The sequence below is a fragment of the Roseibium sp. genome (genome assembly GCF_965276855.1).
In the GTDB taxonomy this organism is placed as follows: Bacteria; Pseudomonadota; Alphaproteobacteria; order Rhizobiales; family Stappiaceae; genus Roseibium.
In genome coordinates this window covers 2426338-2447769 of the sequence record NZ_OZ255700.1, presented here as the reverse complement: position 1 = coordinate 2447769, position 21432 = coordinate 2426338, and the positions used below count along the sequence as shown (strand labels likewise).

At 49.3% G+C, this 21432-nt stretch carries 15 protein-coding genes; 9 read left to right on the top strand and 6 right to left on the bottom strand.

What is annotated here, in order from left to right; all coding sequences use genetic code 11:
- Window positions 1–27: 27 nt before the first annotated feature.
- The 6 genes from ACQY4Z_RS11180 (at window position 28) to ACQY4Z_RS11155 (ending at window position 6980) form a co-directional block, all read left to right on the top strand.
- Complete coding sequence (locus ACQY4Z_RS11180) at window positions 28–1128, top strand: extracellular solute-binding protein (RefSeq protein ID WP_306147964.1); 1101 nt, start codon at window positions 28–30, stop codon at window positions 1126–1128.
- A 72-nt stretch (window positions 1129–1200) separates the two neighbouring features.
- Complete coding sequence (locus tag ACQY4Z_RS11175; RefSeq protein ID WP_428529237.1) at window positions 1201–2838, top strand: ABC transporter permease; 1638 nt, start codon at window positions 1201–1203, stop codon at window positions 2836–2838.
- A gap of 5 nt (window positions 2839–2843) precedes the next feature.
- On the top strand, window positions 2844–3698 hold the full coding sequence (locus ACQY4Z_RS11170) for an ABC transporter permease (protein ID WP_209172030.1): 855 nt from the start codon (window positions 2844–2846) through the stop codon (window positions 3696–3698).
- A gap of 256 nt (window positions 3699–3954) precedes the next feature.
- Entirely contained in the window at window positions 3955–5184 is a 1230-nt protein-coding gene (locus ACQY4Z_RS11165; RefSeq protein WP_428529234.1) for a M24 family metallopeptidase, read from the top strand.
- Between the two features lie 155 nt (window positions 5185–5339).
- Window positions 5340–5972 carry a glutathione S-transferase family protein gene (locus ACQY4Z_RS11160; protein WP_428529232.1) on the top strand — a complete coding sequence of 211 codons (633 nt, stop codon included), beginning with the start codon at window positions 5340–5342 and terminating at the stop codon, window positions 5970–5972.
- A gap of 165 nt (window positions 5973–6137) precedes the next feature.
- On the top strand, window positions 6138–6980 hold the full coding sequence (locus ACQY4Z_RS11155; RefSeq protein WP_428529230.1) for a fumarylacetoacetate hydrolase family protein: 843 nt from the start codon (window positions 6138–6140) through the stop codon (window positions 6978–6980).
- Between the two features lie 652 nt (window positions 6981–7632).
- Here ACQY4Z_RS11155 and ACQY4Z_RS11150 read toward each other — a convergent pair.
- On the bottom strand, window positions 7633–8988 hold the full coding sequence (locus ACQY4Z_RS11150) for an oligosaccharide flippase family protein (protein WP_428529228.1): 1356 nt from the start codon (window positions 8986–8988) through the stop codon (window positions 7633–7635).
- 303 nt (window positions 8989–9291) lie between these two features.
- Here ACQY4Z_RS11150 and ACQY4Z_RS11145 point away from each other — a divergent pair, with 303 nt between their 5' ends.
- Window positions 9292–10116, top strand: a complete 825-nt coding sequence (locus tag ACQY4Z_RS11145) for an ATP-grasp fold amidoligase family protein (protein ID WP_428529226.1) — start codon at window positions 9292–9294, stop codon at window positions 10114–10116.
- Between the two features lie 124 nt (window positions 10117–10240).
- On the opposite strand, the gene ACQY4Z_RS11140 is transcribed toward ACQY4Z_RS11145, so the two are convergent.
- The gene (locus tag ACQY4Z_RS11140) at window positions 10241–11584 is read right to left on the bottom strand and encodes a hypothetical protein (protein ID WP_428529224.1); all 1344 of its coding nucleotides are present in this window, start codon (window positions 11582–11584) and stop codon (window positions 10241–10243) included.
- 199 nt (window positions 11585–11783) lie between these two features.
- Between ACQY4Z_RS11140 and ACQY4Z_RS11135 the strand changes: the two genes are divergently transcribed.
- Together ACQY4Z_RS11135 and ACQY4Z_RS11130 are read left to right on the top strand one after the other, a co-directional pair.
- Window positions 11784–12857 (top strand): glycosyltransferase family 4 protein, encoded by a 1074-nt coding sequence (locus ACQY4Z_RS11135; protein ID WP_428529222.1) that lies wholly within the window; start codon window positions 11784–11786, stop codon window positions 12855–12857.
- A gap of 79 nt (window positions 12858–12936) precedes the next feature.
- Entirely contained in the window at window positions 12937–14199 is a 1263-nt protein-coding gene (locus tag ACQY4Z_RS11130) for a glycosyltransferase (RefSeq protein WP_428529220.1), read from the top strand.
- A gap of 145 nt (window positions 14200–14344) precedes the next feature.
- Here the strand turns inward: ACQY4Z_RS11130 and ACQY4Z_RS11125 are convergent, their stop codons facing one another.
- From ACQY4Z_RS11125 to ACQY4Z_RS11110, 4 genes are all read right to left on the bottom strand, one after another.
- Window positions 14345–15394, bottom strand: a complete 1050-nt coding sequence (locus ACQY4Z_RS11125) for an acyltransferase family protein (protein ID WP_428529218.1) — start codon at window positions 15392–15394, stop codon at window positions 14345–14347.
- Between the two features lie 261 nt (window positions 15395–15655).
- Window positions 15656–17887 carry an ATP-grasp fold amidoligase family protein gene (locus ACQY4Z_RS11120; RefSeq protein ID WP_428529216.1) on the bottom strand — a complete coding sequence of 744 codons (2232 nt, stop codon included), beginning with the start codon at window positions 17885–17887 and terminating at the stop codon, window positions 15656–15658.
- Between the two features lie 23 nt (window positions 17888–17910).
- Window positions 17911–20079 carry a GumC family protein gene (locus tag ACQY4Z_RS11115; RefSeq protein ID WP_428529214.1) on the bottom strand — a complete coding sequence of 723 codons (2169 nt, stop codon included), beginning with the start codon at window positions 20077–20079 and terminating at the stop codon, window positions 17911–17913.
- Window positions 20080–20289: 210 nt separating this feature from the next.
- Complete coding sequence (locus tag ACQY4Z_RS11110) at window positions 20290–21429, bottom strand: glycosyltransferase (protein ID WP_428529212.1); 1140 nt, start codon at window positions 21427–21429, stop codon at window positions 20290–20292.
- Between the last annotated feature and the right edge of the window lie 3 nt (window positions 21430–21432).

Here is a 21432-nt window from a genome sequence, read left to right as displayed (position 1 = left end):
CAATCCTAAAAGAGGGAGCTACCAAACATGAAGCTCAAGACTTTGGTTCTTGCAGGAACTGCCCTGGCTATGGCCGGTGGCGCAGCAACTGCGGAAGACATGACGCTGGTATCCTGGGGCGGTGCTTATCAAGCATCCCAAAAGGCTGCTTATGCTGATCCTTATGTAGCAATGCATCCGGAAGTGAATGTCATTTGGGACGAGTCGTCTGCAGAAGCTGTTGCCAAGCTGCGCGCGATGAACGAAGCCGGGAACATCACCTGGGACCTCGTAGACGTTGTTGCATCTGACGCCATCCGTCTGTGCGACGAAGGCCTTGCAATGGAAATCGATCCGGACACCGACCTTGCGGCGGCACCGGACGGCACCTCTGCATCTGATGACTTCGGCGACCTTCTCGTCTCCGAGTGCTTCATCCCGCAGATCGTTTACTCAACGACCTTTGGCTATCGCTCTGACGTAGCCGACTGGGGTGGCAAGGAGCCGGATGACATCTGTGATGTGTTCGATCTCGAAGCTTTCCCGGGCAAGCGGTCGCTCGAAAAGCGCCCGATCAACAACATGGAGTGGGCACTCCTGTGTGACGGTGTTGCCAAGGAAGACGTCTATGACGTTCTGGAGACAGAAGAAGGTCAGGACCGTGCATTCGCCAAGCTTGATTCCATCAAGGACAACGTTGTCTGGTGGTCTGCTGGTGCGGAAACCCCGCAGCTTCTGGCTGACAGCGAAGTCGTCATCGGTTCTACCTACAACGGCCGTCTCTTTGCTCTGATCGAAGAGCAGAAGCAGCCGGTGAAAATGCTCTGGGACGCTCAGGTGTTCGACCTTGACGGTTGGATCATCCCGACCGGTCTGTCTGAAGAGCGCCTGGCGCGTGTCAAGGACTTCGTCAAGTTCGCGACCGATACGCAGCGTCTCGCCGACCAGGCAAAATACATCTCCTACGGCCCGGCACGTAAGTCGTCCGCACCGCTGGTTGGTCAGCACGCATCGCTGGGTATCGACATGGCTCCGCACATGCCGACCGATCCGGAAAACGCCAAAAACACCTTCCTCTATAACTATGAGTGGTGGGCGGATTACCGCGATGACCTGGACGCAAAGTTCCAGGCCTGGCTCGCACAATAATTGGCCTTTTGAGGCCTGCGGACGGGGTACGCCCCGTCCGTTCTTCTTTTCTTTTCACGGAAGTCAGTTTGCATGAGCGATACCACCTCTGACCAGGTGTTGACGACGCAAGACGGAAAACCGTTAAAAGCCGCGCTTGCGCGCGCGCTTCGGCGGGAAAAGCTGCGGTCATTTCTATTGATCGCGCCCCTCTTGATCTTTGTCCTGATCACCTTCGTCGCGCCGATCATCGATATGTTGTTCCGGTCTGTCGAAAACGAGATCGTTTCCGAGACACTGCCGCGGACAGTGGTCGCGCTGGAGGAGTGGGATGAGGCATCGGGACAAGCACCCGGCGAAGACGTCTACAATGCGCTCCTGTACGATCTGATTATTGCCGTAGAAAACAAGCGTCATACGCAGCTTGGAACCCGCCTCAACTATGAACAGACGGGTCTTTCGTCCATGTTCAGGCGGACTGGACGGCGGGTCGACGATTTCGGAGAAGTTTACGCCGATCAGCTGATCGACCTGAATGCAGCCTGGAAAGAGCCAGTGACTTGGGCGACCATGTTTGGAACGCCTGAGTGGATTTCGGCGCAAGAAACCTGGGCAGCAAATCCATCTGGCCCGGAACCGGCTTTTGTGGTGTCGGATGCTGCCCGCAATGCCTTGCCGGTAACGGCCGATCTGTACGGCGCATTCGCCCGCTTCATCCAGACGGAAGACAGCGACAGCCCGATGGAGGAAGATCCCTGGGTCCCTGTCTATAAGGCGCTGTATCAGGACCTGATCGCAAACCCGGACGCCGCATCTGCGTTTTCCGGAGAAACGGCGACACTCGTTGGCCAAGCCGCAGCTGCCGCGCCAAACTTTGAAACAGTCAGCATCAAAGAGTTGTTTATCGACGCAGATGATGACTGGGGCAGTGCTGAAAATTGGGCCGTCATCAAGACATTTGCCCCCAAATTTACATCCGGCTATTTCCTGTCTGCGGCTGATGCGCAGTTGACACCAACCGGTGTTGAGTTGAAGCCGGAAGATGAACGGATTTACCTCTATCTGTTCTATCGCACGTTGCTGCTTTCGATCATGATTACGGTGTCGTGCCTGCTATTGGGGTATCCGATCGCGTTCTTGCTGGCAGCCTTGCCACTCAGGTACTCCAACCTGCTTCTAATTCTGGTCTTGTTGCCGTTCTGGACATCGCTTCTCGTTCGGACGTCCGCCTGGAAAGTGCTTCTACAGCAGCAAGGGGTGATCAACGATTTCCTTGTCTGGATAGGGATAATAGGAGACGCAAACAGATTGGTGATGATCAACAACCAGACGGGCACAATCATCGCCATGACGCATATCCTGCTGCCCTTTATGATCCTGCCGCTTTATTCGGTGATGAAGACGATTTCGCCATCCTATGTGCGCGCGGCCAAGAGCCTTGGTGCGAATGACTGGACTGCTTTCTGGCGGGTCTATTTCCCGCAATCGATCCCAGGCATCGGAGCTGGCGCGATTCTCGTGTTCATTCTGTCGATCGGTTACTACATCACGCCAGAATTGGTCGGCGGCACATCCGGTATCTTCATCTCCAACCGGATTGCGTTCCACATTTCCAGTTCGTTAAACTGGGGTCTTGCCGCAGCACTCGGCACTTTGCTGCTCGTCGCGGTGCTGCTCCTCTTTATGGTCTATGATCGTATCGTAGGCATCGACAACGTGAAGCTGGGGTGACGAATATGAGCGCTTTACCTCCATACGCCTCCCCGCTTCAAAGGACTTGGCATTACAGCTTCCGGGTCATCTGCGGATTGATTTTCTTCTTCCTGATCTTTCCGATCATGGTGATCGTGCCGTTAAGCTTCAACGCACAGGACTTTTTCACGTTCACACCAGAGATGCTGGCTCTTGATCCGGCCGGGTATTCGTTGAAGCACTACCACGACTTCTTCACCAACCCGGACTGGCAGCAGGCCCTGCGCAACTCGGTGATGATTGCTCCGGCCGCAACAATCCTTGCAACGTTCCTGGGGACGCTTGCAGCGATCGGTCTGTCTCAAAGTCATGTACCGTACAAGTCGGCAATTATGGCGGTCCTTATCTCGCCGATGATCGTGCCGTTGATCATCTCGGCTGCAGGCATGTACTTCTTCTATTCCCGGATTGGTCTGCAAGGCACCTATTGGGGGGTCGTTCTGGCACACGCGGCTCTTGGCACCCCGTTTGTGATCATCACGGTGACGGCAACGCTGGTCGGGTTCGATAAAAGCCTCGTCCGCGCAGCTGCGAGCATGGGAGCAGATCCGGTTACGACCTTCTTCAAGGTTCAGATGCCGCTCATCATTCCAGGTGTCGTGTCTGGAGCCTTGTTTGCGTTCATCACGTCCTTTGATGAAGTGGTGGTGGTCTTGTTTCTCGGATCTGCCAGCCAGCAGACTTTGCCCTGGCAAATGTTCACCGGTTTGCGCGAACAGATCTCACCAACGATTTTGGCGGTCGCTTCCCTCATGGTGGCGATTTCAATTGCGCTACTGACAGTTCTGGAACTGTTGCGGCGCCGGTCGGAACGCTTGAGAGGCCTAACGCCGGGATAAGAGACCTTGCGCCATCTGTCCGGATTTGCGCAGAACGTGACGGTTTTGAACATGACATGCGCACGCTTGCGCAGTAGGAAATAACCGAGCTGTTTCTAAAAGACCGGTGGCGGAACGCCAGTCACCGGGTGGACGGAAAACCGTCCCGGCAGCAAGACAATTTGGGTTTGGGCCTGGCGGGCCGGCTTCTTTTCAGAAGCCGGCCCGTTTTCTTTTTTCAAGGGCTCTTTTTGGTGGTGACGCACAGGAGGACGCTATGAGCGACGACATGATCCGGATTTACGAAATGAACAATGGCGAAAAGGCATTTTCGCCTTTCTCACCGCAGGAGATGGACCGCAGGCAGGCTCAGCTCAGGACCTTGATGGCAGACCGGGGGATCGACGCCTGTCTGTTCACCTCGTATCACAACATCTGTTACTACTCGGGCTTCCTGTATTGCTACTTCGGCCGGAAATACGGGTTCCTGGTTACTCAGGACAAGGCAACCACGATTGCAGCCGGGATCGACGGTGGCCAGCCATGGCGCCGGACCCATGGTGACACCGTGATTTACACAGACTGGCGCCGGGACAATTATTTCTACGCCATCCAGTCGTTGCTTGGCTTGCCCAATGCCTCTGTGAAGCGTGTTGGCATCGAGTTCGATCACGTGTCTCTGGACCTGATGAAGCAGCTGGAAGCGGCCTTGCCCGGGATCGAGCTGGTGGACATTGCAGCGGACGCGATGACCCAACGGACGATCAAGAGCGCGGAAGAGCATGTCTTGATCCGGGAGGGGGCCCGCATCTGCGACGTCGGCGGAGCGGCGCTCGTTGATGCCGTTCAAGCGGGCGTTACCGAGCACGAGGTCGCGATCGCATCCACCAATGCCATGATCCGCGAAATCGCAAAATCCTTCCCGTTTGTCGAGCTGATGGATACGTGGACATGGTTCCAGTCCGGTATCAACACGGACGGCGCACATAACCCCGTGACCAACAAGGTGGTGGAGGCCGGCGACATCTTGAGCCTGAACTGCTTCCCGATGATTTTTGGCTACTACACGGCGTTGGAGCGCACGCTGTTCTGCGAGCATGCTTCCGATGACCATTTGAAGTTTTGGGAAGTGAACTGTCACGTCCACCGTGAAGGCCTGAAGCTCATCAAGCCGGGTGCGCGCTGCCGTGACATCGCGGCGGAGCTGAATGACATCTACCGCAGCCACGACCTTCTGAAGTATCGCAGTTTTGGATATGGCCACTCATTTGGGGTGTTGAGCCACTACTATGGCCGTGAGGCTTCGGTTGAATTGCGGGAAGACGTCGATACCGTCCTGGAACCCGGAATGGTTGTCTCCATGGAGCCAATGATCATGATTCCGGAAGGCGAAACGGGTGCGGGTGGATATCGTGAGCATGACATCCTGATCGTGACGGAAGATGGTGCGGAGAACATCACCGGCTTCCCGTTTGGTCCGGAGCACAACATCATCCCGAAACGATAGTTGCGGTAGCCGCTGGGACAACGTGGGTTCCGGCGGCGGCCATGCAGGACGAATTGTGCTGCAATTCGAATTTTGAAGCCATTGGCTCAACGCGCATGACCGGGCATTATCCAGCCGCAACAAAAAGCGACATCCAGTTTGGGAGACAGTTGAAAATGATCAAGATTCATGGCCGCAAGACATCGGCCAACGTGCAGCCCGTGATCTGGTGTCTGGACGAGCTGGGTGTCGACTACGAACGCCTTGATGTCGGGGGACCGTTCGGTGGCACGGATACTCCAGAGTTCCTGGGGATGAATCCGCTCGGTCTTGTTCCGGTTCTGGAAGAAGATGGTCAGGCAATCTCGGAAGCCGTGACCATCCTTCGCTATCTGATGCGCCGCTTTGGCGGGCATCCAAGCGACCCGATGGCGGCCGCACAGATCGAAAAATGGGCGGACATGTCCCGTCAGCACATCTATGTGCCGTTGATCCCAACGATTTTCATCCAGAAGGTCCGGGTGACTGCAGAAGATCGCAACGGGGCTGCTGTTGCTCAGGCAGAAGCTGCCCTGAAGCAGTCGATGAGCATTTTCGAGGCTAATATCAAAGGCCCGTATTTTGGTGGTGATGCACTCAATCTCGTCGATTACCAGGTGGGCGGTCTTCTGTACCGGTATTATGAGCTGGATTTCGATCGCGCGGATCTGCCGAAGCTTCGGGCCTATTATGACCGGCTGTGCGAGCGGAAAGCCTATCAGGACAACATCATGATCGATTTTTCTGCAATGAAAGTTCCAGGCGCCTGAGCGGTCCGGAATGCGAAAGTCTACGAAGGCTTCAGGGAAACCTGGAGCCTTTTTTGTATATCGAATGAAGACCCTTTTCGGCACTATGGCACTTTCCGGGCCGGCGTGAACATGCAATCACTTGGGCAATACCAAACAGGCTGTTGCGGGACGGGAGATTCAGCAATGAAGTTGTTGCGGCATGGGGCACCAGGTGCCGAAAAACCGGGACTTTTGGACAAGGACGGCAAAATCCGCGATCTGACGGGCATTGTACCAGATATCGCGGGTGCGGTTTTGTCAGATGCCGGTCTGTCGGCCCTCCGCGGCATTGACGTAGAGAAGCTTCCGGAAATCACACCCGGAACGCGTCTCGGTCCCTGTGTTGCCGGAACAGGCAAGTTCATCTGCATCGGTCTGAATTATGCAGACCATGCGGAGGAAGCCGGCATGGATGTGCCGCCCGAACCGATTATTTTCATGAAGGCAACAAGTGCGATTTGTGGTCCGAATGATCCGACACTATTGCCGCGCGGCAGCGAAAAGACGGACTGGGAAGCTGAACTGGCTGTCGTGATCGGAAAGACCGCGAAATACGTCAATGACGCAGATGCTATGGATTATGTTGCCGGGTATGCGGTGGCCAACGACATATCGGAGCGCAGCTATCAGATTGAGCGGGCAGGCCAGTGGACCAAAGGCAAGTCCTGCGACAATTTTGGCCCGGTTGGCCCGTGGCTGATCACGCGGGACGAGGTCGCTGACCCGCAAGACCTGGACATGTGGCTGACAGTGAATGGCGAAAAAGTTCAGGACGGCTCGACCCGGACGATGGTCTATTCCGTCGCTTACCTGGTTTCCTATCTCAGCCGGTTCATGACGCTGCATCCGGGCGACATCATCTCTACCGGGACCCCTCCAGGTGTCGGCATGGGCATGAAGCCGCCGCGCTATCTGAAAGCCGGGGATGTCGTGGAGCTCGGCATTGAGGGCCTCGGCTCCCAGCGACAGGAAGTTGTGGCGGAGTAGGCAGCGCTAAATCAAATTTTCCAACCCATCAGCTCTATATCGTTCAATTTGAATTCTGTCTTTTACTTGTGAGTCAAACGCGTTTATTTTACATGTTACCTATAACTCCACTAGGCTTGGGTAGAGGGCACATAATATTATTTCGGGAAAATATTCGAGCTAACATTTTACGGTGATTTGGAAACCCGCAGACTTTAATAAGGGTATGGAAAGATTTGAATTAACAGAGAAAGCCGTGAAATCTTCATATTAACGTATGGTATGGAGCTGGTTGATTCCCTTCCATTAATCCGCTGAAAGTCGATTGCTAAGGAAAATAGAGTATCAAGCGACCAACAGTGGTGACACAAGTAGATAGTCATTCTTTTAATTTCTGATTTTCTGAAAATGAACAAAAACACGTGTGAAATATTTGTGAGGATAGTAAAAATCAAATAATATATAAGAAATTGATGGAAAAACTTGATCCGATAAGTGGTGGTGTGTACTCTATCTCACGTAAACGTAATTGGATTGAAAAACTTATTAGGTGATGGCGTCTTGATGGGAGTAACGGGATTCAGTCAATCTGCTGGGTCGAGCCAAATCAGCCCCTCCTCGTCAAATTGGTACGATCATTGGTAATTAATGTGCAGAATAGAGTTCATGATAATCATGAGGGGCCCAAGAATACACCGAGAACCTGGCTTAAAGACTGTCGCAGATTCATTGGTGCTCGGCGGATGATAATTGTCCGAATGTGTCGTCTTTCTCGAGAAGAAACGATGTTGAGCATCCTTACGACCAACAAATAAATCACAGCGCCGCCAAAGATAGCCAGCACGAGCCCCCCGTTACTCGGGAAGTTTTCCGTGATGACCCACGCGTACAAAATAGTAGGTATCGGTGCAGCTAAAGTCTTCGCGAAAGTGGTCCATGGAATCGATGGACCGCCGACCTTGACAACAATTGCTGCAGAAGCGAGAAAAACCAACACTTCCAGTGCAGCCCTGACTCCCGCTGCAGCTAGTACCCCCCCTGAAGGAACTGCTAACAACAGGATTAAAAGGCTTGAGAACATAGTCACAATCGACAACCATAGCAGTGCCCTACCGTGACCACAGCCTGCCAGATATGCCCATGGAATGACCGACAAAGCTGCCGGCCCCGCTCCGAGCATTAAAATAATACTCGATCCAACAGCCGGTTCAAAGTTATCTCCAAAAACTAAGGGCATGAGAACGGGTGATATTGCGGCACCGCCGAATGAGATCGGCAAGGCAAACAAAGCCATGTAGCTGAACGCCGCTCTATATAAAACAGATCGTTTCTGACTTCCCATACCAGAGAAACCGACAACTAAAACCGGGGAAGCCTGAAACGCTAGTTGGCAGACCAATCCCATAAACATGCTGGCAATTGCGAAATACCCAGTTTCAGAAAATGTCCAGAAAATACCCAAGATCACCAACTCGACCCGAGACAATGCGAGGGCTTCTATACTGTCTGAGATCCAAAGCTGATGGGCATAGCTTTTTTCTCGCCGCGTCAGTTTAGAAAATCTTGCAGACCAGTCTACGTAAGAGAAAAGGGCGAGGATCGCTGGAAGGTTACGAGCGACCATGCCGACCAAGGCACCTACAGCACCAAACATAAGGCAGCCCATCATGACTATAGGTAGGCATAACAGTGACCCGGTTACTGTAACCATCGAGGCTTTTTTGAAGTGCTCCCGGGCACGTGCGGCTGCCAACATTATTGATGTTAAGTGATTTGAGATGAGTAGGAGCGCAGCGAGTGACCAGATTTCGACTGAAAACTCGACTAAGTTCTTGAAAGTGATTGCAAGCACGCCTGCAACTACAATCACTATGGCGATTCCTAACAGGCTTCGCCGTAACGCAGCCGCAACAAGTTTTTTTGACTGATCCGTCATCAACGCGCCAGAAAATTTCAGCACAACCTGCGGCATACCACGATCACCAACGGTTGCTAGTGAAAGCGCTAACCACATGATTAAGGCAATCATCCCTGCTCCGTCAGGACCCAAAGTGCGAGCAGTAAAGGTGGTAACAAGAAGACTTGCAATCAAAGAAACTGTCGTGGCGAATAAACTAAACGCAGTTGCCGAAACCAGTTGTTTCAGTTCATTACTCCCTTGCTGTACGGTTGCTTCTATGCTCTGTTGTAAGGGTTAAAACACATTCAATTTGATTTTGGCGATCTTCGGTCGGTACCTATGGGTTCTAAAACCTCTTTTGTCATTCCGCATCATAAACGTCGAACCCTGTTTGGTTATTTGCAACGTACCTTGTGGCACCTGGCTCGAGGAATGTCTGACAAAGCTTGCGTTTCTTTGCAGTATTATTCAACTTTTGGACGTTGGCCAGATTTCGAAAAGCCAAACCGCTTTTCAGAAAAGGTACAGGTGCGTAAGTTGTATGACCGGAATCCGTTGTATCCGATTTTGTCGGATAAGGCGGCGGTCAAAGATTACATAATGGAAAAACAAGGACCAAGTTACATAATTCCGACATATTGGCTGGGAAAAAATCTTCAGGAAGTTCACTGGGAGCGCATTCCACTTCCCGCTGTCGTCAAACCAACACATGCAAGCGCCAAGGGGCGTTTTATTTTTGGTGAAGAAGATATTGAGCACCTTCTCGACAATGATCCGTCTGAATCGTGGATTGGACTAAATCATTTTGATGTAGGTCGAGAATGGGCATATAGCCAAATCGAAGGTCAAATAATTATCGAAAAAATGCTCTTGATCGACCAAGAAATCCCCTGGGACTACCGTTTCTATGTGTTCGATGGGAAGGTGAAGTTGGTCGAAATTGACATGCGTTTGGATGGGCTGGCCTATCATTGCTATTATTCGCCTGATTGGAATCGCCTATCAGTAAGTAGTGAAGATGAGCAATCAAGAGCTTATCCTTATGATGTACCTAGGCCAGCGCGGTATGAGGAGATGTGCCAATTAGCGGAAAGTCTCGTCGAGGAGATCGACTTCGCACGTGTTGATCTCTATACAAATGATGAGTGGATCCATGTTGGAGAAATTACCCTATATCCGGCTGCCGGCTACGAGGTGTTCGACCCAGGTGACTTCGATGTACAGCTCGGCAGTTTTTGGAACCAGCGGCTATACTGACATAGCTCAAAATTGTTCAGAAATTTACATTCGCGTTTGCTTCACACTCCATCAAACATGGTTAATGGCGTAAAATCCGTCGACATCTCGGGTGTAACTAAAACGGGCCCTCAAATGTGGTCAATCAGCGCATCAAAGACGAATACCCGCCTCGACCCGACGCCTTTTCAGCATCTTTGCGCGCCTGAACTACGGGCATGGTAAACATTGTACTGAACATATAGCCAAAGAAAACTAGGCACGTGGACAAACCGTAACTTTGGATAGTGATCGCATATACGTTGAACAACACAATCAACGTCAGGCGTATAGGGTCGTTACAAACGCGAATAGAGGCAAACAGCATGATGATAATCAAGATCGCTGGATAGCCAAGCATAACGAACGTCGTTAGATAAAAATTGTCCAAGGCACCGCGAAACTCCTCAAGCGCCGTGTAATCCATCGGGTAAGCAAAACATCCCACACCACAGCCGATAAACAGACCGGCCGGAAAGTTATCTTTCAAATAAATGAAAGGTTGTAGCCAAGTATTGTTAATCCTATCGAGCATGCTCGCAAATTGGGTGGGTACATCCATCGGTTCGACGCCAGCAAAAAGAAAAATGAGCATTGCAGGCACCAAAAGGGTCAAAAAAGACAGACGTGCCATGAGCTTCTGCAAATCAATTCGGCGTTTTTTATCCCGGAACAATGAAAAGAGGATATATAGGGCCAAATATATGCCAAGTACGCCGAGGGCAGTTTTGCTAGTGGATATGGTGACGGCGTACCACGCAAGAGACGCAAACATAATATTGCTCACGATGCTTAAATATGGAGATATTAGAGCGAAAAGGAAAACAGTCACGAATGCGGCGGCTGTGCTGTCATTAGAAAACCCGCTGGGCCGGATCTCTCCACCTGTCCACCAAGTGCGCGACAGGTCCTTTTCTATGCCGAAGGCAGTTACCGTTTCTGTCAGCCAAGGATAGGCGACATGTGGTGCCAGTATAAGCCCGGTGCACGACAGTATGAATAGCGAGGTCAACACGAGGCGTACACGCGAATTTTCAGTGAAGGAATTCTGGAGAAAGCAAAAGCCGACAAAAATCGGCATAAACATCTTTGTCGATGAAAAAAAGCTTTGAAGGTTATCGTTCATGAAAACGACGCTCACGCCCACAGAAAACAAGAACGAAACAACTACAAAAAGGCCTAGAAAGTTTCTTCTAAGAATTTGGAGCCAAATAAAGATGAAAAAAGCCAGGATTGCCAAGCCATCAGGTGTAAATGCTAATACGCCTAATCCCGATTTGGAGAGATAAAATCTGATTGGGCCCGAAAAACCGTCGCGAACTATGAATGCAATAAAAGCAATTGTGCTGAACACATGCGCATAATCCACATGCTGAAAGTTAGTTATAGGGCCGTGTTTTAAGTTTTGGCTAGACTGAAAACCACAGTCACGCATGGTTGTTACGCTCACATATGGACATCATGCTGGTTTAGTTAGAATGATATTAAGATAACATTGATATGATTGTGTTAATTTTTAAGAGTACCTATACATATGTCAAAATTCTACTGGGGATGAATATTTTGACAAATTCAATATAGACTGTTGCGCCCTTCGCTCTCGTCATCCAAAACAACCTCAGTTATTTTGTGAAGAAACATCTGGTTTCATGCTGAATTTCATTAACGGACGTTTTCTGAGCCAAAACACCAGCGGCGTACAGCGATTTGCTCGCCAAATAATAAGCGCTTTGGACGAATATCTGCGGACTGTTCCTGATCCCGATGAGTGGGTGTTATTGGTGCCCCGCTCTGCCACTCCTGAGTTGCCGTTGTCAACTATCCGGTCGGAAACCGTTGGACAGCTTGCCGGTCATTTTTGGGAGCAAACAGAGTTGCTCTGGGCATCGCGCAGCGGAAAACTTGTCAACCTGTGCAATAGTGGTCCGATACTTCATCCGAAAAGCCTAACTGTAATCCACGATGCAATGGTTTTTCGGACACCGGAGAATTATTCCAAAATGTATCGCAGCACTCATAGAACGCTTCAGTATTTCCTCAAAAAACGCAGCCAAATTGCAACTGTTTCTCATTTTTCGGCGCGCGAATTGTCATCGGTTTTGGGCCTGAATGATGTGCCAGTCCTTTACAATGGCTGTGACCATCTCAACCGAGAAGAGCCTGAGATACATATACTATCTAAGCATGGATTGCACACCGGTTCCTATCTGCTGTTCATAGGTTCGCCGTCTCCGAACAAAAACCTCTCTAACGCGATTGAAGCTATACAAATGTTGGGTGATAAAGCCCTAACTCTTGTCATCGTTGGCTCCTCAAGAGGCGATGTTTTTCAGGCCCTAACTCCCGTCAGACGGATCGCTGACCCAGCGCAGGTCGTATTCACAGGCCGCTTGTCTGATGCTGAGATCGTGGCCCTGTTACAAAACGCCAGAGCACTTCTTTTCCCAAGCCTTTATGAAGGCTTTGGGATCCCCCCATTGGAGGCTATGACGGTAGGGTGTCCAGTTCTGGCGTCGGATATTGAGCCAGTCCGAGAGGTGTGCGCGGACGCTGCGGCCTACTTTGATCCAAAAGACCCCACATCCATCACAAGAACGATCAAACGCCATATTTACTCACCTGAAAGGCTTGATAAGCTTAGTTATGTTGGGCGACTTCGTGCCAATCGATTTTCATGGTCTGCTAGTGCAGAAAAGTTGTGTGATCTGGTCTTAAAGCTGTAGCGTTTCATTTGTCGAACCTGCGATATATCCAAGTAAATATCTTTAGGTTCGGATTTGTCGGACTTGTAAAGGATCTCTTTTGAAAATTTGCATCGCATCGCAAACATTCGCACCACAATACGAAGGCGGCGCAGAAATATCTGCTCGCATGGGTGCTATGGCGCTCGGAACTTCTCACGAGGTATGCCTGTTGGCCCTGGGCTCCCAGAAAGATCCTTCGGCAACTCCGGGTGAGTCACGGACAAATGATGGGTTACGCTTGGTGCGCATAGCTTGGAGTAATTTCTATTTGCCAACAGCGCGTAAGCCATCCGTATCTGCTCTTGGTCGCGGTGCCTGGCATATGCGCGCGGCTACCGGTTGTGTTGACAAAGAGCAGTTGGCCAACTTCTTGAAGCGAGAAGAGTTTGACATTTTGTATGTCCAAAATGCGATTTACTTTCTGCCAGATTTGCTGGCGATTGCCCAAGATCTTGACCTACCTGTATGCTTGCATCTGCGCGATTATGCGATGCTGTGCCCTAGGACGAGCATGTTTCGCGACGGGGCAAATTGCACACGGCCATGCCAGAGCTGTTCGTTGCTCACTTATCGCGCGCGCCGAAGTGTTGGCGATGGACGAAATTTGACCGCAATTGCGATAAGCGATTTTGTTCGCCAACGCTATCTCAAACACGGCTTGCTTCAGAACGCAAAATGGCACGTGCTTCACAACACCAATACCAGTCAAAAAAAATTTTTTAAATCCCTTGAAAAGCGGTGCGGGTCCGAATCGCAACGCTTTACTTTCGGATATTTGGGGGGGCTGGTAAAGGAAAAGGGTGTCGAAGATCTAATCAATGCATTTCGGGCGATTTATAAGAAAAAAGAGGCTAGACTGGTGATCGCCGGGCGCGGCGCACAAAAGTATGAAACGTATCTCCGCTCCCTAGTAGGCGACGCTCCTATAGAGTTCTTGGGCTACGTTAACCCGGATATAGTTTATGGCTCTGCCGATGTAATTGTTGTGCCATCGCGCTGGCATGAGCCGCAATCGCGTGTTGCAATTGAAAGTGCTGTGTACGGCATACCAGTTATTGCCGCCAAAACTGGGGGCTTGCCAGAGGTTGTTTCAGAAAACCATACAGGATGGTGTTACGATCCCAATCAACCCGGAAAGCTTGAAGAACTCATGGCGCGGGCTTTAACATTTGGTCAAACGGAGTGGTGGAGTCAACGAGACATTAATTTCAGCGGCATAAAAGGCTATAGGGGCACTGCTGAAGAAACAGAGTACTATGCAAATCTGGAAAAAATTCTAGTTTCCTCCCATGAAACGTTTCGACATCGGTCCTCGACTTGACAATAGATTTTCTACCCCAACTGCCGCCATTTTGATACGCAAAACGGCGTGTCTAATGCGCATTACCTAACGACATTCTTCTTTATCGGCAATCTTAGAGCAATAGGCCTCTGCGGAGTGAAGAGCCGGCTGCGCTAGAATATTTCTAATTTTTGCCTGTAAGCGGAATTGTCGAAGTAGCTCTTGCTTGCTTCAGATAGGTACCGTTAAGGTAAGCCCATTTAGGCCGCTTGAATAGGAACCAGCCCACATTTGTTTTACGGATCATCCAGAACAGAACCATTGGTGCTGATACAGCAACAATATTGACAATCAAAGATATTGTACCGGTATCCAACATGCCAAATCGCAACAAGATTTCCCGGGTCACGGCCATAGGGAAGAAGAACGAGAGATAGATTACGATGGAATTCTCTCCAAAAACGCGCAGATAGTCTAGTGTGCCAACTTTAACGATCAACGCACTGGTTAGTATGATAGCTCCAGCTCCGGCTGCCCCAAGAGCCAAGGACAAAAATGGCAATGTTGACAAGCCGTTGAAAACCAAAATCGCATTGACAAGCCCCCACGTAACGAGCAATCCAATGCTCAAAAATACGCGTTCGCGAGCCCAATCCGCCAAAGCAAATATGTGTGGAGCAAAGACAAAGCCAGCATAGAAATAGACGAAGCGCGATGCAAACGAATCGATCAGAAGCCAGCCAGTGTGTATGGGCGCGATCTGTAGAAGTGCGGCCGCGCCCAAGACAAGTTGCCAAGGGATCTTCCAATCATGTGCAAGCTTGCTGACTACAAAGAAGATCGGAAGCATGTATATGAACCACAGCATCGAAAATGGATCGACAAAGCTCATCAAGTAGAATTCGACAGTACCCATAAAGCCCATTTCATTGGTAAAGCTGGGCATCTTGATGATGAATTGTATGGATAGCCATAGAACGTAGAAATAGGCGAAATGCACAACTTTTCGGTCGATATAGAGTTTCCAGTCTCGATCAATCACACTTGCTAAGAACAGTCCTGAGATCAGAAAGAAGTCCGGCATTCGGAAGGGAGCACAAAACTCAATTATCGCGTGCATCCAGCCGAAGTCGCCGCGGTTCGCTTCAACCCCAGTGACTGAATGCAGCATTACAACTAAAACGATACAGATACCCTTAGCGGTATCGACCCAATCCACACGTTTATTATTCAAGTTCTAGGCCTTTTCTTAAAGAGCGCCTACGTCTTAGCAGAGATCGCTCGATTTTGATGCAATATATTCGCCGCAATTTTTAAAGATGTTAAAATATGGTTAAGTCGCGACACAATTTCGTGAATGCTCGTTTTTAGAATAAACAAAGATCTAATGTTTTGATCTTTTTGATAAGACAAGCTCAACGAACTTTTCGGAGTGGCCTAGCGTGCCTCACTTAAGAGCATTAATGAGCTCAAAATCTTGAGGGTAATATTGCATTCAGAACGTATTGAACGGCTTCCAGTGTGACCCTAGCCAATGATCGGCTGAACGGGGCCGAAACACTCCGAAGCCGGAGCCGGGGCAAAAGGTCATTTCGCCAAATCTTGGCCCATCAGGTAGATCGTATAAATCTACGCGAACAAATTCAAAACCCATCGAGAGTTTTTTGGCGGCCGTAATCATTTCAATGAGATGCTGTGGCGGTGGAAGAAATACTTCTTCTTTTGCAAAACGGAATTTAAAGTCCAACTTTTCCCACTTTGTATCAAAAAAGGAACGCCTATTTTCCTCACACCGTCCGACAACAGCTTCGATACATACTATTTTCTGGTGAAAGCAGAAGAACTTGTAATCGATGGGGACGGAAAGCTCGTCGTTTGAACTTTGGACCCCCAAAAAAGGTTCAATCATCAATTCCGGTTCAATGTGATTGTACCACTCTTCCGAAAGCCGTCTCTCCCATCGTTCACCCAGCCAAGTAGGACATGAATGCTTTGCGCGTTCGAAATCATCCGGCCCAAAAACGAAAATATTCCGATTTGAAGCATTGTTTAGCTTTATAACAAAAGGATAAGGCAATTCAGGGCATCGGTCCAAGTCCGTTCCGTGCCATAAAGTCGGAGTTACCCAATCCGGCCCCAGAACTTTGCTCGCATGCCCTTTAGCTTTGATTTTGTCGCTTAATACAACAAACCTTGGGTCGTGGTCCGTTTCTCGCCAGCTGAGTTTACGGGCAATCAGTTTCTCATTAAAAGTTGTGGGCCGGTTCAAATTCGCAAAACGGCGATGGAATTTAAAATACTGTATGTGAGTTGCCAATCTTGGGGGGGCCGTGGAAACTATCTGCTTATAGATATATTTAATTGGTGAAAAGAACTCGTTTGCCGCGTGATGAAATGTGTTTGCCGGAGAAAAATCCAGTTGGTGAAATCTTTTTGTTTTTGAAACTTCAGTATACAGAACGTAACACGAATACAATGCCAGCAGACCCGAAGAGATCACGCCAGCAAGGCCGGCGCCTGTCATCCCGAAGTTTGACGTGAATACCACCAAGGCCAAAACCGTGACCGCTAATCCTGCTAGCTTTATCAGGGCATTTTGTTTGTCCTTTCGGAGACTGTTTAAGCCGAGGTAGGTGAGACTGGCATGCGACCGAACGATTGCAGCAATAATCAAAAGTGCAAATACGAATTGATGATCCTTTACCTCTCGAATTTCCATCGCATTAATCAAAACCAGTCCTGCTCCAAAAACGGCAAATCCGAGTCCCAAACCGACGATAGTAAGTTTTGCGTATTGTTTCGACATCACGTCTCGCCATTTTCCTAGCGAACCACTCTGATAGGACTTAAAGAGAGATGGCGCAGCGATTTGCACAACAGCGGTGGAAATCAGTGTGTGCAGGGCCGTCGCCAACGAAAGATAAAATGTGTAGACACCTGTAGCCGACAATCCGAGGAAAAACAAAACCACATAGCGATCACCGTAAACCGACGCTGCGGTACATATCTCGCTGACAAATATCAGCCAACATTTCCTCAGCCGTAGCCCCGCCCATCTGAACTTGAAAGGGGCCAGCGCTATGTCGCGTAAGGGCCACTCTTTCAGGAAAAACAAAAGCAAAATAAATGTTGCGGGATAGGCACAGAGCCAAGCTATCAAAACTACTTCTATTGTTCGCAAAGCGGGAAATAGTAAACCAAGGCCGATTGCAAAGGGTACCCACCCAGCCGAACGTATAAAGAATAGTGCGTTTGCTTGTAATACCATGCCGCGACCGACGAGCGGCACCTGAATGTCGGCTGAAACGGTCTCCAGCCAGATAATTAGGACGACCAATCCGATAAGTGGTGGAACGGGCACAAATTCGCCGACCATCAACGCTGCCACTACAGCCGATGCCACTGCCAGACAGATCACACTCAAAGCTAGACGTGTTTTTATCAAGACACCAGCAGAAAGGCGCGACAGGCTCGCCACATCTCTGATAACGAAATAGTTTAAGCCAAAGCCTAGCAAAGCAGGGGCTGCGGTAACGAGAGCCTGGACTAATCCGTAGGTACCTGTTGCTTCCAATCCAATCTGCTTAATGATGTAAACTGAAAGCAAAAAACGCAGCACAAGACTCGAAGAACGCATCAAGACATTCGAGGCCGCGGCAAGGTCAGACACTTCGAGACTTTGCTGAGCATTTCTTAATTTGCCGAGAAATGTGCTGGGTTGTTCCATGTACTGAAACCGGTATACGTGATTTATTCGCTCATCTTAAGAGTGTGAATGAAGGGCAATCCAAGCTCATCAAGAGACGACCTCGCTGATGCGATTTCTTTTTTTCCCTCACCAGTAGCAATCATTATCGTTGGTGGCTTCATGGCAGTGAGTTCATATGTCAATACGGCCCTATTAGCTTGACCAATCACTATGAGAATCAAATCAAAATCGACGATACTATCAGACAAGAAGCGAAGCAGCCCAGAATTGTGATCGATATACCGCCGACCAAGCGTTGGCTCACTTGTTCCAATAGGCATGAAAAAAATGTCCTCAAAGCCGAGAACTTCAATCAGAGCTTGGTCATCAATTTTTTGTCCATCAACGAGGTTGGTGAATCCCGGACGATCAAGCAAATCAAACGTGACGCTCAAAGCGGCTTTTTCAAAATCTGCATCTATCAACAAGACACTGCGTCCACGGCTTGTTGCCTCATTGGCTAATTCCATTAACTTGTCTGGAAGTTCGGTTCGTCCGCTTGCTGCTGTCACAATGATGATGGAGCCCTGTTCCGAAAACCAATCTACATGGCGGACAAGGTGATCATAGTGATCAAGGTCGATTTCCGGAGGGGGGCGTGTTGCGCCCGTCGCACGACCTGAATTCAGACGTTCTTGGAGCCTGATACGAGCAGGCGTATTTTGGTTGCTTGTTGGGCTACGAATTAGCTGATCCGGAGACGCGTCGAATGGCGCGCTAGACTGCCCAAACAAGGGTTCACGTGTCGACGCCGGTGGGTTAGGAGGCGCTTCAATTCCAGTGTAATCCTCGGGCCACTGGAGGATTCGTGTTAGAAACCTAGGGGTTAGTGCCGGTCCGAGCAAAAGAAAAACCCCCAAGATGGTGCCGCTGGAAAAGGCGCCTGCCAAAGCTATCAACGAACGTTTAGGCCCCGATTTCTTGAGAGGCGCCTGAGCTCTCGTAAGTATTATAGGATTCTCGTAGGCCGCGACCTCCTGTTCGGAAAGTTGCCGTGTCCGAAGAAGAAATGATTCGTATACTACAGCGTCACTTTCGTATTTACGTTCAAGTTCGCGTAGGCGTACCATCTTCTTTTCTTCATCATTTAAAGTTGATTTCAGTCTTTGCGCCGATTCTTGCAGGATGAGAAGTTGTTTTTTGAGTTTGTTGACTTTGCTACGATTGGCATCGATGAAATTGAGAACTTGGCTATCAAGCTGTTGGGCTAGTGCATTTGTGCGGGTTCGTGCTTCGCGCAATGTTGGATGTCGTTCACTGAAAGATGCAGCTAGAACGTTTTGCTCCTCAATACTTTCCAAATAGCGTGTCCGGAGCACAACGATCGATGGGCTGAGAACATCATCGGGGAGCGAGCGAAGAAAAGTGGGGTTAGACCTTGCGCGTTCCAACTCGATCTGCTGGGCTTCACTATCCGCAATCAGTGCCGACAGATTACCAATCTCAGTATTGGTCTCGCTGATTTGTTGCAAAATGTCTGTCTGACCTTCGACCGTTGTAATGTTATTTGCAGCCTTAAAGTTCTGGATCGCCCGATCTCCCTCTTCGACGATCTGTTTCAGTTGGTCCAACTGCAGCGCAAGTTCCCCGCTTGTCTTTCGCATAATCCCCGCGTTCATCTCGGTGCGAACCTGAAGATAGGACGCAGAAATTTTGTTCGATAGGGAGGCAGAACGATCAGGCGACTTGGATTCAATGGTCACATTAACAATGAAACTGTCCCGTGTCCTACTCACTGTCAAAGCCTTGAGGAGTAGATCGTATGCAAGTTTCGTGCGGCGTTCGCGGTCATCAAGCCACGGTGTCCCCCCGCCAAACTCAGGATCGTCGAAGAGTTTCTCCGCTTCAATAACTGGGGACAAGACTTTCCATGATGTAATAATATGAAGCTGGTTCTCAACACGTTCATCTACGGCTTGCCCAGTCTGGTTGGCCAAATCAGATTCCAACACCCGCGATCCTTCCGGATCGGTTAAGATTTGCGTAGTGGCTGAGTAATAGTTTGGTATTAGTTGTGCAACTAAATACGCCAGAATTGCAAAAACGAAACTCGATGTTAGTAATACTTTAAAATTGCATGCGACAAGATCAATTAGGTATTTTGCGTCAAATAGATTCGAGAATTTGTTATTATATGGCTCTCTTTGGTCAATAATATTTTGCGTATGCATGATATAGTGTCCAAGGAATTCGACATTCCGAAATTCTTAGCTGAGTAACTTAGATATACAAGATTAACCTAGTGTCTAAATTTTAACATAAGGTAATCTTGGCCCGTTAATTCATGTATTTGATTGTATGTCATGGTTCATGAATCCTGGCGCAAACAGGTCCAGGTCAAACACCGTTGTTGTGCTACTGAAGGTTCGACGGCAGTATTGCTAGGAAGCCTTTTCGTTTGACAAACACTCAGTAAAAATGTCCTTGATTTTCTGACTAACCACCTTGTTCGTCATATGATTACGGATATGGCGATAGGCGCGCTCCCGCAATTCTTCTCGCAAGGCCAGATCGTCAAGAAGGCGTTCTATCTGGGCTACCAAGCTGGGCACACTGCCCGGTTTCGCAAGTAAGGCCGTCTGCTCATGTATTGCAACATCTGTTACGCCCGTCGGCAAATCGCTCGATACAACCGGCGTTTTACAAATCATCGCCTCAAGCTGGGAGATGCCAAAAGCTTCTGTAATTTCAGTTGAAGGAAATACAAAAATGTCTATACAAGAAAGTACTTTAAGCTTGTCTTCATGAGTGACACTGCCGATCAGGTGAATTCGCGCATCTAGACCTTCCGCCGAAATTAGGGTTCGGATTTCTTCTCGCATTGCTCCGTCACCTGCAATTACCGCATGTAGATCCGGAATTTGCTTCACCGCTTTGATAAGCGGAACAATGCCCTTGTACCGCGCAAGTCGACCTATAAAGCCTACCACCTGCGCCTCTCCACAAATCTCTTTTCTCCAAAGTTTGCCAGCCATACGCACGCCGTCGTCAATCTTGTAATTGTCTGGGTCAATGCTCAACGGTACGATTGAAACGTTCTGTACTTTAGGCAAATCCTTTGAAATATGTAGATTTTTCTTTGAAGTTACGATCGTTCTGTCCGCCTTGCGTAGAAGCGAGTGGATGAAAGGCATGGACAACCATCTCAAAAATTTCCGACCATGAATATCCATATGATGCGTAACGATCAAAGGTGGCGTTTTGGTGAAAGTGAAGCGCCATACTAGTTGAGCACTGGCTAGGGGGTTAGGGGAATGAAAGTGGATAATGTCGTACTGGTTCAAATCAATCCCCGAGAAAAGAGACAGGCAGATCGGTTGACCCTTGAGGTTGAAAAGTACAGGCTTTCGGATGATCCGGACGTTATTTATTGTTTCTTCTGAGCTATTTTTATTGTGTGCATATGCTAAGACAGTTACCGAGTGCTCCGCAGCCAGTGTTTCGCATACATTTTTGGTATTTTCTTCAATCCCGCCTTTAAACGGGAAGTAATATTTCCCAATTACTAAAATATTTGCCACAAC